This window comes from Sphaerotilus sp. (genome assembly GCF_031429695.1).
GTDB lineage: Bacteria > Pseudomonadota > Gammaproteobacteria > Burkholderiales > Burkholderiaceae_C > Sphaerotilus.
This window is the reverse complement of the sequence record NZ_JANPAB010000069.1, coordinates 1-12,626: the sequence shown is the minus strand read 5'-3', so window position 1 is coordinate 12,626 and position 12,626 is coordinate 1. Positions and strand designations below refer to the sequence as shown.

General features: G+C 67.9%; 14 protein-coding genes. 5 read left to right on the top strand and 9 right to left on the bottom strand.

Annotation, left to right across the window (positions count from 1 at the left end):
• Positions 1-34: 34 nt before the first annotated feature.
• Positions 35-1,018 (top strand): Gfo/Idh/MocA family protein, encoded by a 984-nt coding sequence (locus tag RMP06_RS13465; RefSeq protein ID WP_310462292.1) that lies wholly within the window; start codon positions 35-37, stop codon positions 1,016-1,018.
• 48 nt (positions 1,019-1,066) lie between these two features.
• Here RMP06_RS13465 and RMP06_RS13460 read toward each other — a convergent pair whose 3' ends face one another.
• A complete protein-coding gene (locus tag RMP06_RS13460; RefSeq protein WP_310462291.1) occupies positions 1,067-1,600 on the bottom strand; it encodes a class IV adenylate cyclase in 534 nt (177 codons plus the stop codon).
• Between the two features lie 180 nt (positions 1,601-1,780).
• Here RMP06_RS13460 and RMP06_RS13455 point away from each other — a divergent pair, with 180 nt between their 5' ends.
• A complete protein-coding gene (locus RMP06_RS13455) occupies positions 1,781-2,764 on the top strand; it encodes a Bug family tripartite tricarboxylate transporter substrate binding protein (RefSeq protein WP_310462290.1) in 984 nt (327 codons plus the stop codon).
• A gap of 35 nt (positions 2,765-2,799) precedes the next feature.
• Here the strand turns inward: RMP06_RS13455 and RMP06_RS13450 are convergent, their stop codons facing one another.
• The 3 genes from RMP06_RS13450 to RMP06_RS13440 form a co-directional block, all read right to left on the bottom strand.
• Positions 2,800-3,609: an enoyl-CoA hydratase/isomerase family protein gene (locus RMP06_RS13450; protein WP_310462289.1), complete on the bottom strand. Its 810-nt coding sequence runs from the start codon at positions 3,607-3,609 to the stop codon at positions 2,800-2,802.
• Between the two features lie 10 nt (positions 3,610-3,619).
• The gene (locus RMP06_RS13445; RefSeq protein WP_310462288.1) at positions 3,620-5,461 is read right to left on the bottom strand and encodes an AMP-binding protein; all 1,842 of its coding nucleotides are present in this window, start codon (positions 5,459-5,461) and stop codon (positions 3,620-3,622) included.
• 85 nt (positions 5,462-5,546) lie between these two features.
• Complete coding sequence (locus RMP06_RS13440; protein WP_310462287.1) at positions 5,547-6,314, bottom strand: helix-turn-helix transcriptional regulator; 768 nt, start codon at positions 6,312-6,314, stop codon at positions 5,547-5,549.
• Positions 6,315-6,463: 149 nt separating this feature from the next.
• Between RMP06_RS13440 and RMP06_RS13435 the strand changes: the two genes are divergently transcribed.
• Positions 6,464-8,140 carry a tannase/feruloyl esterase family alpha/beta hydrolase gene (locus tag RMP06_RS13435; protein ID WP_310462286.1) on the top strand — a complete coding sequence of 559 codons (1,677 nt, stop codon included), beginning with the start codon at positions 6,464-6,466 and terminating at the stop codon, positions 8,138-8,140.
• 9 nt (positions 8,141-8,149) lie between these two features.
• Here RMP06_RS13435 and RMP06_RS13430 read toward each other — a convergent pair whose 3' ends face one another.
• The 3 genes from RMP06_RS13430 to RMP06_RS13420 form a co-directional block, all read right to left on the bottom strand.
• Complete coding sequence (locus RMP06_RS13430) at positions 8,150-8,554, bottom strand: type II toxin-antitoxin system VapC family toxin (RefSeq protein ID WP_310462285.1); 405 nt, start codon at positions 8,552-8,554, stop codon at positions 8,150-8,152.
• Between the two features lie 3 nt (positions 8,555-8,557).
• On the bottom strand, positions 8,558-8,833 hold the full coding sequence (locus RMP06_RS13425) for an antitoxin (RefSeq protein ID WP_310462284.1): 276 nt from the start codon (positions 8,831-8,833) through the stop codon (positions 8,558-8,560).
• A 61-nt stretch (positions 8,834-8,894) separates the two neighbouring features.
• A complete protein-coding gene (locus RMP06_RS13420; protein ID WP_310462283.1) occupies positions 8,895-9,839 on the bottom strand; it encodes an AEC family transporter in 945 nt (314 codons plus the stop codon).
• Positions 9,840-9,896: 57 nt separating this feature from the next.
• Between RMP06_RS13420 and RMP06_RS13415 the strand changes: the two genes are divergently transcribed.
• Entirely contained in the window at positions 9,897-10,769 is an 873-nt protein-coding gene (locus tag RMP06_RS13415) for a MurR/RpiR family transcriptional regulator (protein WP_310462282.1), read from the top strand.
• On the opposite strand, the gene RMP06_RS13410 is transcribed toward RMP06_RS13415, so the two are convergent.
• Positions 10,759-11,469: a GntR family transcriptional regulator gene (locus RMP06_RS13410; protein WP_310462281.1), complete on the bottom strand. Its 711-nt coding sequence runs from the start codon at positions 11,467-11,469 to the stop codon at positions 10,759-10,761. The two genes, RMP06_RS13415 and RMP06_RS13410, sit on opposite strands and share 11 nt — an antisense overlap.
• Positions 11,470-11,499: 30 nt before the next feature.
• Positions 11,500-11,877 (bottom strand): hypothetical protein, encoded by a 378-nt coding sequence (locus tag RMP06_RS13405; protein WP_310462280.1) that lies wholly within the window; start codon positions 11,875-11,877, stop codon positions 11,500-11,502.
• Between the two features lie 163 nt (positions 11,878-12,040).
• Here RMP06_RS13405 and RMP06_RS13400 point away from each other — a divergent pair, with 163 nt between their 5' ends.
• Complete coding sequence (locus tag RMP06_RS13400) at positions 12,041-12,472, top strand: type II toxin-antitoxin system HicB family antitoxin (protein ID WP_310462279.1); 432 nt, start codon at positions 12,041-12,043, stop codon at positions 12,470-12,472.
• Positions 12,473-12,626 lie beyond the last annotated feature (154 nt).

Below are 12,626 nucleotides of genomic sequence, written 5' to 3'. Positions count from 1 at the left end.
ATCGCACTGGCGTCAGAGAGAAAAAGGAATTGGCATGACGACACTGCTGCGTTGGGGAATTCTCGGGACCGGCTGGATCGCCGATCTGTTTGTCAAGGATCTGCTGCTCACCGGGCACCAGGTCAGCAGCGTGGGGTCGCGGACGCAGGAAAACGCGGAGCGTTTCGCCGCCCGTTTCGGCATCCCGAACGCCCACGGCAGCTACGAAAGTCTGGTGGCCGATCCGCAGGTCGATATCGTCTACGTGGCGACACCACACCCGATGCATGCGGGCAATGCAATGGCCGCACTGAACGCTGGCAAGCATGTTCTGATCGAAAAACCGATCACCGTCAATGCCGCCGAGGCGCGCGAGATCGTCGATCTGGCGAAGGCCAGGAAGCTTGTCGTGCTGGAGGCGATGTGGACACGGTTCCTCCCGCACATGGTCCGCATCCGCGAACTGATCGCCTCGGGGGCGCTCGGCACCGTCCATTCGGTCGTCGCCGACCACACGCGCGATCTGCCCGATGATCCCCTGCACCGGCTCAATGCGCTCGAACTCGGCGGCGGGGCGCTGCTCGATCTGGGCATCTACCCGGTGTCGTTCGCCTGGGACATCCTGGGCCAGCCGGAGGAGATCCTGTCCATGGCGCGGTTCAAGGCCACGGGCGCCGACGCCGAGGTGGCCACCCTCTTCCGCCACGGCGGCGGCGCCCTCTCGACGACGATCTCCTCCAGCGACAACGCCGGGCGCAACGTCGCGTCCATCCTGGGCACCGAGGCCCGCATCGACATCGACGCGACCTGGTACGCGCCAACCTCGTTCCGCCTCCTCGACAGCGAAGACAAGGTGATCGAGACCTACGTGTCCGATGTGCCGGGGCGCGGCATGCAGTTCCAGGCCGACGAGATCGAAAGGCTGGTGGCCGCTGGAATGCTGGCCGGCGACATCCTGCCCCCGGAGGAAAGTGTCGCGATCATGCAGACGCTGGACACGATCCGGGCACAGATCGGGCTGCGCTATCCAGGGGAGTAAGGGCGCGACGTTGCGGTGGTGAGCGCGGGCGCGCAGGTCGGCCATCCGTCAGCAATGCCGTCGCGCCAGGTGTCGCGGGTGACTCATGTCCACATAGGCCCGGTCGATCAACTGCGCCGGTTCGATGCCGAGTTGCTGCATCAGGTCGTGTGCCTCCCGCTCGCCCGCTTCGACGGGCTCACCATCGCGCAGCACGACCTCCAGCTCCATGAACGTCCCAAGTCCCTCGACCCGGTCCAGATGCACCCGCGTGCGGCCGACGAGGTAGAGCGTGCGCTGCTTGACGACGCGGCCGGTCTGGCCGTGCGCGAGCGTCAGCACCTCGCGCAGCGTGTCGGGCGATCCGGTGGGCGTGATGGCGTAGAACGAGGTCTTCGGGCCGGTCTGGTCGGCGCGCTGGTAGAAGATCAGCTCGCCGCGTCCGTCGCCGAAGTCGCGCAGCTTCAGGCGGCCGTGCGGGCAGGCGAAGAAGGTGTCGTCCTGGGCGATCTCGGTCGGCCCGGTGGTGGCCAGCGGAGCGACGCGGCGGGCGAGGGCGTCGAGGTCGGCGATGCGGGCCTTGATTTCGGTGTTGCGGGCCATGTCGGCGCTCCGGTGATGGACAAGATGCTCAAGCATTGTGCAAGCCGTCCGTGGGCGGTGCGGGCAGGCGGCATTGTCATGGGAAGCGCAGCCCGTGCCGCCATCGTCACGTCCCCATCGCGGAGGACATCCAGCCTGTGGCGCAGTCGTCAGACTGCGGATGAACTTCAGGAGCGATCCATGCCCGACACCCGCCGCCGACAATTGCTGGCCGCCGCCTCCGCTGCCGTTCTGGCGCCTCTGCCGCTGATCGGCCGCGCCGAGACCTATCCCGACAAGCCTGTGCGCCTGGTGGTCGGCTACGCACCCGGGACCGCGCCCGATGTCCTGGCCCGCCTGCTGGCCACGCGGCTCGGCGAATTGCTCAAGCAGCAGGTCGTGGTAGACAACCGGGCCGGCGCGGGCGGGCAGATCGCCGCGCAGAACGTGGCCAAGAGTCCCGCCGATGGCTACAGCCTCCTGCTCGGCGAGGTCGGGTCCATCGCGATCGCGCCGGCCGCCTTCAGCAAACTGCCCTACGACCCGGCCCGAGAGCTGGTCGGGGTCAGCGAGGTGGGCAAGGTCGATTTCCTGCTGGCGGTGCCGATGAAGTCGCCTCACCAGACCGTGGCGGACTTTGCCAGGGCCTACAAGGGCAAGCCAGACAAGGTCAACTTCGGGACGTTTGGCGCCGGCACCTCGGGACATTTCGGTGCGGAGATGTTCGGCGAGGCCGCGGGGTTTTCTGTCGAGCCGATCCACTACCGCGCCACGGGCGATGCCCTGACCGGCCTGCTGGCGGGGGATGTGGCGGGGGCCTTCGTGTCCACCGCGCTGGGGGTGGCGCAGATCAAGGGCGGCAAGCTGCGGGCGCTGGCGACCACGGCCCCTGTGCGTTCCACGCTGCTGCCGGAGGTTCCGACCTTCGCGGAAGTCGGCTTTCCCAGGATCGATTTCTCCGCCTGGTTTGCCGTTCTGGCGCCGACCGGGGCACCGTCGGTGATCCTGGACCTGCTGAACCGGCAGACCGTGGCCGCCGTGCAGGCACCCGACAGCCGGTCGCGCATTGTCGAAGCGGGGTTCAGTGCTTCCGGTACGTCGCGAGCCGATACGGAACGCATGCTCAAGGCCGAGGCTCAACGCTGGGCCGCCATCGTCAAGGCCACCGGCTTCAAGGGCGACTGAGACGCAGGAGGCACTGGCCTGCCTTGGCGGCCTGTTCACTGTCCCCGGTAGACCGGCGGGCGCTTTTCCATGAAGGCGTGCGGGCCTTCGCGGGCGTCCTCGGTGGACAGCACCTGCCGCTTGGCTTCGTTTTCCATCTGAAAACCCGCGTCGAGTGGCTGGCCGCTGGCCTGGCGCACGGTGCGCTTGACCGCCTGCACGGCCAGCGGTCCGTTGCGTGCGATGCGTTCGGCCATCCCCATTGCGACAGGCATGACCCGGTCGGCCGCCACGACGCGGTTGACCAGACCGATGCGCCAGGCCTCGGCTGCCGAGATCGGCTCACCGGTCAGCAGCAGCTCCATCGCCAGCGCCTGGGGAATCTGGCGCGGCAGGCGCACCATCGAACCGGCAAACGGCAGCACGGCCCGCTGCACCTCGGGCAAGCCGAAGGTAGCGTGTTCGGCGGCGATGCGAATGTCCGTGCCCAGCATCAGCTCGAATCCGGCGGCCATGCAGGCCCCGTTGATGGCCGCGATCACGGGCTTGTCGAGTGCGAAGTCCCGCAACCCGGAGGCGGCCAGCACCTGCGGATCGTCCAGCACGCGCCGATCCCAGTCGTCCTCTGGCGGGCGACTGCCGGTCATGAGCGGCAAGGTGCGCGCCAGATCGCCTCCGGCGCAGAAAGCGCGGTAGCCGACGCCCGTGATGACCGCCACCCGAAGATCCGGGTCCGCCGCGAAGGCCAGGACCGCATCCGCCAGCCGACACAGCATCTCGGGGGTCAGCGCGTTGCGGCGCTCCGGTGCATCAAGGGTGATGGTCAGGATGGCCTCGCGGACCTCGACTCGAACGGGCGTGTTCATGCGGTCCTCGTCATGAACCAGTCACGGTGAAGGCCAGCGGAAAGGGCGCCATCATGTGACGGACCCGGACCTCTGCGGCAGCGTCGTCCCCGGCCTGGGTCAGGCGGAACTCGATGGCCAGACCGCCAGGGCTTTCCTGCACCAGTGCCTGCACCTGCGCGGTCAGCCCGTTCGAGGCCAGCAGTTCGTCGATCACCCGCCGCGTGGCCAGCACCCGCAGCGCCGGCTTGTAGACCTTGCCGACGGCGGTCATCGGAATCGCCGGGACGATGTCGATGCGCTTGGGCACGGCGGGACGCTCCGCGATGTGGGGTGCTGCAAAGGCGGCCAGGGTCTCGGCGCTGAGCTGTGCCCCCGGCTTGAGCGAGACGAAGGCCACGGGCAACTCGCCCGCGTAGGCGTCGGGTGCGCCGACCGCTGCAGCCATGAGAACGTCCGGGTGGCGCAGCAGCGCACTTTCGATCAGGCCGGGATCGATGTTGTGCGCGCCGCGGATGATGACGTCCTTGGCCCGTCCGGTGATGAAGAGGCGACCGGCCGCATCGACATGGCCGATGTCGCCGCTGACGAGCCAGCCGTCTTCGAAGGTGCCCGCGTCGCGTGCGGCCTCGGTGTAGCCGGGGCTGACGTTGGGGCCGCGCACGCGCACGATGCCGGGTTCTCCCAGGGCCGCCAGCGTGCCGTCGCCGCGCAGCACCCGCACTTCGGTGAAGGGCAGGGGCAGGCCGCAGGAGCCGGGCGTTCGCGGGCCGGCCAGCGGCTCGATGCTGATGACACCCGCACTCTCGGTCATGCCGAGGATGTTGCGCACCGGGATGTGGTGGCGCTGCTCGAAGCGGGCCGCCAGTTCGTCCGGCAGCGGTGAGCCTCCGGTCAGCAGGGCACGCACCGAGCGCAGTGGCGCGTTGTCCAGATTCAGCGACAGCAGGCCCGCGATCACCGTCGGCACGGCAGCGAGCAAGGTGATGCCGCGCTGCTCGATCACCTTGCCGAGGCGCGCCATCAGGCCGGCATGGCGCAGCCCCAGGCGCGTGGGCAGCACCACCTCGCCGCCCGCGAGCAGGGTGGACAGGCCGAAGACGAACGCGCCGGCCACATGGAACAAGGGGAAGCCATTGAGGATGACATCCTGCTCACGGGTGCTGAACATCTGCGCCGCGCCCCAGGCAGCGTGTAGCTGGTTCTGGTGGGTGTGGCGGGTGAGTTTGGGGGCGCCCGTCGTTCCGCCGGTGTGGAACAGTGCGGCCAGTGTCTGGGGGGAAGGGTCGAAGTCGAGGGCGTCACCCCGCTGCTGCGACAGCTCCGACAGGAAGCTGCGCACGCCAGCCGGCAGCGCGTCCTGCGGATCGGCGGGCACGGCCAGTACATGCTGCACACCAGGGCATTCGGCGAGGATGGCGTCCACCCGCGGCCAGATGTCCAGGTCAGGCGCCGGGCCCAGCGCCACCAGGATCTCCGCGCCAGACGCACGGACGATGGCGGCGATGTGCTCGGTGTTCAACTGGAAATTGATCGGGCAGACGGTGCCGGCCGTCTCGGCCCCCCACAGCGCGAGGTGGGCTTCCGGTATCGGCGGCAGCAGCAGGGCGATGCAAGGCGTGCGACCGGAACACAAGGCCCGGAACAGGTTGGCCGTGCGCCGCACGTCGGCCAGCAGTTCTTCATGGGTCCATTGGCGCACATGGACCACCGACGCCGGGTCGTCAATGGCGGTCAGGGCGGTGCGCCTGGGGTACCTAGCCGCCACCTGCTCCAGGGCGGCATGGACCGTGGTGTGCGCCATGAAGGCGGCGTAAGGCCCCTGTTCGACATCTCGAACATCGGCGATCGATGCAATCTGGAATGGGGTCATGGGAGGGCGTCGTTTATAGGACAGTAGCCCGTTTGGATCGCGTCGGCTGTCCTCCTGAATGAGGACGGGCGGACGCAGCGGATGGCTAGCCGAGGCGCCCGCTGACCAGCGCGAACAGCTCGTTGCGGTGGTGGACGCCCAGCCGTTCGAAGGCCCGGTCGCGGTAGGTCTTCACCGTGGACGCCGACACACCCAGGTCGGCGGCAATCCCCTCGTGGGTCCAGCCCTTGAGCATGCGTTCGCAGACCTCGCGCTCGCGCAGCGTCAGCTCGTTCAGCACATCCCGGCGGTGGCTGCCCAGGTGCTGGCGCACACAGGCCAGCAGCAGCCGTGCGCTGCGGCCCAGGGCGTCCAGCTCCTCGTCCTGAAACTGGGGCTGTGCTTCGTGGCGGTAGAAATTGACGGCCAGCAAGGCGCCGCTGTCCCCTTGGCTGGACACGATGGACACCCGCTCGCGCAGGCCGTGGCGGGTGTAGATCTGCTCGCGGTGCGCCGTTGAAAACTCGTGCGCGTGCCAGTGCATCAGCAGTGGCTGACAGTCCCGCAAGGCTTCGTGCGCCATCGCGAACGTGGCATCACGGCGGTACAGCGACGTCCGGTAAGCCTTCCAGGAGGCGTGTGTGCCGTCCTCCACCCCGTGGCTGCCGGACAGGTGCATGGCGGGAGGCTGGTCGCTGAAGAGCTGGTACACCGACCACCAGCACAGCGGCATCCACCGATTCAGTTGCGCCAGGGCTTCGGTGCCGAAACGGGGATCGCCCATGGCCCCGACCACGCCAGCCAAAGCGTCCTGGGCTTGCCACGACGGATCCAGGTCCGGCGCAACCTTGGCGGGCATCGGGATGATTTGCATGGCCGCATGTTCAGCCAGAACCGGTTGTCGCGCCATCGGGACTTGCCTGCCTCCCGGGTGCCGTCCTTGTCCCCATCGCAGATGACAGGCCAATCGAAAGGAGGCGCTTAGTCTGCGGCCACTCAGACTTGAAGCATTGGAGACAACCCATGAACCAGACCAAGACCTACTTCCCTGGTGCGCTGTCGCTGGTGGCCATCGGGGCGCTTTCGGCTTGCGGCGGCGGGGATGGCGATGTCGCCACACCGCCCGTGCAAATGGCGTGCGCCAGCGTCACCACGGCCGCCTTGAACCTGTCCGGGCTGGCGGTGGCCTCGGCCGTGTCCACCGCCGCCAGCGGCGCGGGGGGTTTGGCCAGCAGCTATCCGGCGCACTGCCAGGTCAAGGGCGCGGTCAACCAGCGCACGGGCATCGACGGCAAGTCCTATGCGATCGGGTACGACATTCGCCTGCCGGCTTCCGGCTGGAACGGCAAGTTCTTTTACTCCGGTGACGGCGGCCTGGATGGCGCCATCAATGATCCGCTGGGCACTTCCGCGCTCGGTGGCAAGACCAACGCGCTGAGCCTGGGTTACGCCGTGGTCAGCAGCGATGGCGGCCACACCGACGGGGCGGGCGGCCTGGACGGCAGTTTCGGCCTCGATCCCCAGGCGCGCGCCGACTACGGCTACAACGCACTGGGCACCCTGACACCGCTGGCCAAGAAGATCGTCACGCAGTTCTACGGCGTGGCGCCCAGCCGCGCGTACTACACCGGCTGTTCCAAGGGTGGGCACTCCGGTCTGATGGCGGCGTCCCGGTTCGCGGACCAGTTCGACGGCATCATCGCCGGCAATCCCGGCATGGACCTGCCGAAGGCCAGCATCGCGCAGATCCACGACACCCAGCAGTTCGCCACGGTCAACGCCAACATCGCCAATGCATTTGCCGCCAAGGATCTGGCGCTCGTCGCGTCGAAGATCCTGGCCAAGTGCGACGCGCTCGACGGCGCGGCGGACGGCATCGTCACCGACCAGGCCGGCTGCAAAACAGCGTTCAACTTCAGCACCGACGTGCCCCAATGCGCCACGGGCGTGACGCCGGACGGCACCTGCCTGAGCGCGGTGCAGAAAACCGCGCTGGCCGCCGTCTTCGCCGGGCCGAAGACCAGCGCCGGCGATGTGCTCTATGCGGACTGGGCGTGGGATCCGGGTCTGGTGGGCGGTGGCTGGTCGTTCTGGAAAACCTTCCTCAACCCGAACCTCGGCGCCATCGCGATGGGCAACGTCTGGGCCACTCCGCCGGTCGCCCCGATCGGGCCGATGTCGGCTGCAGCCACCAGCTACTGGCAGAACTTCAAGATGGACACGGCCTACACCGCCATCTACGGCACCAACGCCACCTTCACGCAGTCCGCGATGGACTTCATGGGCATGCCGGACCCGCTGAACCTGCCGGCGCTGAAAGCCAAGGGCAAGTTGCTGGTCTACCACGGCACGGCCGACCCGGTGTTCTCGTCCAACCACACGGCCTCGTGGTACAGCCGTCTGCAGGCCAAGGACACGGCGGCGGCGAGCTATGCACGCCTGTTCCTGGTCCCCGGCATGAACCACTGCGGCGGCGGGACCGCGACGGACAGTTTCGATGCGTTCACGCCGCTGGTGGACTGGGTCGAGAAGGGCAGTGCGCCCGACACCATCGTCGCCACGGTCGGTGCTGGCAACGCCGACAAGCCGGCGGCATGGTCCAGCACGCGCAGTCGCCCGCTGTGCGCGTATCCGAAGCACGCGGTCCTCAGGAGCGGGGCGACGGATCTGGAGAGTGCGGCCAGCTTCGTGTGCCAATGACCGCGTGAGTCACTGTGCGGCTGCCCAGTTTTCCAGCCGCAGCCCTGGGTAGTCGCGGAAATCCGCCTCGTTGTTGGTGACCAGCACGCAATCCGCCGCCAGCGCGTGGGCGGCGATGAGGCGGTCCAGTGCGTCGCGGCGGCGGTCGCGCACCGCCTTGTAGAGCTGTGCATACTGGTCGGCCGCATCCTCGTCCAGCGCCAGGGGCGGCACCAGACCCGTCAGCCGCTCGATGGTGGCCGCCACCCGCGATCGGTCCTCGCCGCGTTCGCTGACGCCGCATTTCAGTTCCGCCAGTGTCACCACCGACATGACCACATCCCCATAGACGCAGCGGGCGAAACGCTCGGCCACTTCGGGCGGCTGGTGGCGCATCAGGTAGATGCAGATGTTGGTGTCGAGCATGTAGCGCATGGGTCAATCCGCCGTGGGCTGGTCATCGGACAGCCCTGACCAGTCGCGCGCCTTCTGCTCGTGGAACTCGCGGCCCTCCGCCATGAAATCGGCTGGAAAAGCGCGGAACACGTCCATCAACCCTGCCAGCGACTGCCGGTGCAGCGGGCGGATGGTCCACACACCCTGGTGCCACTCGATCTGGGCTTCCTCGGGAATCTCCGCAGGCAGCATGTCCTTGGGGATGCGAACGGCCAGTGAATTGCCGCTCTTGAAGATGCGTGTCGTCGTGGTGCGCATGCGGTGCTCCTGGCAGACTGTGTGATGACAGTGTATACATTGCAGGTGACCCTGTCGCGCTTCAGTGCCACATCCACAGCAGCAGGTTCAGCGTCACGAACGACCCCAGCGTCGTCCCCAGCAGCGCCGCCGCACTGAAGCCCTCGTGCCCATGCCGTTGCGCCAGGATCGGGTAGATGCCCATGATCGGCATCGCGGCGCTCATCACCAGTGCGGTGCGCAACTCGGGCGCGAGCGCGGGCAGGCCGACCGCCGCGCCGAGCGCCAGCGCGGCGAGGATGAACAGCGGGTGCAGCACCAGCTTGCCGAACACGATCGGCCCGATCTGGCGGCCCATGCCAGCGAGCGGCAGGCCGTGCAGCGCGCCGCCGATGACAAACAGCGACAGCGCGCTGCTGGCCTGCGCGAACAGCGTCACCGTGCGCGCCAGCGGCCCCGGCAACTGCCAGCCGATCGCCGAGGCCAGGAAGCCCAGCACCAGCCCAATGATCATCGGGTTCGTCGCCAGCCGCGCCAGTGACTGACCGACGACGCGCCACCAGGGCAGATGGTGCGAGTCGCCCCGGTCGGCCAGCGCCAGCAGCAGCGGCAGCACGATCAGGTTCTCGACCAGCATGTTCAGCGCGAGCGCCACCCCCGCCACCGCCGGCAGCAGCAGCACCATGATCGGATAGCCGACGAAGCCGCTGTTCGAACACGCCATGCCCATCGTGCTGATGGCGCTCTCCGACCACGACTTGCCGGCCACCCGCCGCGCCCAGACCATCGCCGCCACGACCAGCGCCAGCGTGCCGGCCGCGTAGACCAGCAGGTAGCTGACGTTGAGCACATCGGCGATGCGCCGCTGGCTCAGGGCGTTGAACAGCAGCGCCGGAAGGGCCGCGTTGATGACGAACTTGCCGTAGGCGCGCAGCTCGGTTTTCTCGAAGACGCCACGGCGGGCGCAGAAGTAGCCGATGGCGATGATGAGATAGATGGGGCCGGTGATGGACAGGATGTCGAGCATCCGGGCAGTCTATCGCCGCACCGGCGGCACGCTGCGGGCGACATAGAATCGAAGCCGATGAACGCGAATGCCCCCAGGATGACCGTCGATCTGCTGCTCAAGCGGATTTCCGACGAATACGAGTCGCTCAGCCGCCAGCTCAAGCTGATCGGCCGCTACGTCGAGCAGCACCGCGACCACCTCGGGCTGGAGGGCATCCAGGACGTGGCCGCCCACTGCGGCGTGCAACCTTCGGCGGTGGTGCGCTTCGCCAAGCACTTCGGTTTCACCGGCTTCACCGAGCTGCAGCGCGTTTTCCGCGATGGTTTGTCGCAGCAGATTGCACCCGGTCGCAATTACAGCGCCCGCATCCGCGACGTGATCGAGTCCGGCGCGCCCAACCTGAACGCGGCGCAGATCGCCCACGAATTCCTCGGCGGCAGCCTCGCGGGGATGCAGGAGCTGCAGAACACGCTGGACGAGGTGGCGTTCGGGCGGGCGGTCGATCTGCTTGCCGACACGCAGGCGATCTGGATCATGGGCTCGCGGCGCTCGTTCCCGGTGGCGGTCTACCTCGACTACGCGCTGCAGCACACGGACAAGCGCATCGGCCTCGTCACGGCGATGGGCAGCATGCACGAGGGCCAGATGCGCTCGGTGCGCACCGACGACGTGATGATCGCGATCTCGTTTTCCCCCTACGCCGAAGAGACCGTCACCGTCGCGCAGCAGGCCGTGCAACGCGGCGCCCGCCTGATCGCGCTCACCGACAGCCGCATGAGTCCGCTGGCACGGGAAGCGGACGTGGCGCTGATCGTGCAAGACAGCGCGACCTTCGGGTTCCGTTCGCTGACGGCCACGATGGGGCTGGCGCAGAGCCTGTTCATCGCGCTGGCCTACCGGCTGGAGCTGCCCTACCGGCCGACGCAGGCTGCGGCGGTCAGTCGGTGATGTAGTCCGGGTGGCGCTGGCGGATCGCGTCGGCGACGAGGAGCGTGCCGCTGAGGTGATCGCGCAGGGCCTGCCGCGCGGCGGGGGCGTCGTGGTCGGCGATGGCGGCGACGATGCGGCGGTGGTCGGCCAGGATCGCCTGCATCTTGCCTTGGGCTGGCAGGTGCAGCAGCCGCAGCCGGTCCACCTGTCCGCTGCGCTGGTGGATCAGGTCGGCCAGTTCCGCCACGCCAGCCGCTGCCAGCATCGCGGCGTGAAAGGCCCGGTCGGCGCGCACGAACAGCGGCCCGTCTTCGGCCTGCATCGCCTGCGCTTGCTGGGCGATCAGCGTGTGCAGCTTGGGGACCAGCGCGGCCACCGCGTCGTTGTCCTGCGCGGCCAGCGTGGCGACCGCCTCCAGCTCGATGGCGCGCCGCAGGAAATGCGCCTGCCGCGCAGCAGACAAGCCGATGCGGCTGACGACGGTTGCGTGCTGCGGGTAGATGTCCACCAGTCCTTCCTCGCCGAGCTTGATCAACGCCTCGCGCACGGGCGTCTGGCTCACGCCGAAGGACGCGGCCAGCTCGGCGCGTGACAGCACCGTGCCGGGGGTGAGCGCCAGGGTCAGGATCTGCTCGCGCAGGCGCTCGAAGACCTGGGGGGTGGCCTGGCGGGTGCGGTCGAGGCGGAAGGGCGGGTGGGTATCAGTCGGGGTTGGCATACGGCTCTTGGCAGCGGGTGGGATTCTCGCTTACCTGCTTGCAGTTGCTGGATGTTCCCAGGCGATGGCCGTATCGTCGCCTTCGTTGCTGAACTCACCCATGACCAGGGTGTCCTCGCCTCGTTCGGCGATGGTGCGGGCGGCTTCGGCCCAGCCTTCGCGTACCGGGTGGGGTTGGTCGTCGAGCACCGGCTCCAGCGGGTTGTCGTAGCGCAGCACGCTGCCGCGCAGTCGTGTGCGTGCATCGCGGATGGGTGCTGTGTCGGTGTCGTGTGCCGACTCGATCTGGGCTTCTTCCTCGATCCGGACAGTGACCAGACCGTGGGTCATCCCCTCGCTGGACAAACGCTCTTGCCACGCGGGCGGAAGCGCCGAGAGGGGGACGTGCTGGATCACGATGGCGTTCATGGACGACATCCTTCCGATGTGGCGTCAATGGTAGTGGCGCGGTGATAGATTTCGGTCATTCTTGACCGATCGTTGGGCGCCATGAAGGCCAGCCAAGTGTCCTTCAGGTCAATGGACACAAGACGGTCGTAAGCGACCTTCACGACTGACCCGGAGCTGATCCATGACGATGCGTACCTACGAATACCCGGTTCTTTTCACGCCCGCCGAAGAAGGTGGCTGGGTGCTGACCTGCCGCGATGTGCCCGAGGCGATCTCGCAGGCCGACGCGCACGAGGACCGCGAGGAGGTGGCGGCCGGGTGCTTGCAGGCGGCCATCGAGTCGCGGATGCAGGATGGGGAGGATCTGCCCCGCGCCAGCCGGGTCCGGGCGGGCGAGCTGAAGGTGGCTCTGCCGATCGACACGGCGGCCAAGGCGGCGCTCTATGAGGCGATGCGCGAGGCGCAGATCAGCAAGTCGGATCTGGCGCGGCGGCTCGGGGTGGACGAGAAGGAGGTGCGGCGGATGCTCGATCCGGGGCATCCGTCGAAGATTCCGAGGATTGCGCAGGCGTTGAAGGTGCTGGGGAAGCGGGTGCAGTTGGGGGTTGTGTGAGCGTGGCGTCTCTGACAACCCGAGGCCCCCACCCAACCCTCCCCCGCTGGGGGAGGGCTTCAGGTCGCTGACGATGACTGTCCTGATCTAATGATTTCGCACACACCGATAGGTGGAAATCACCTGGGCAACGAACGTGACGAACACGAAACGA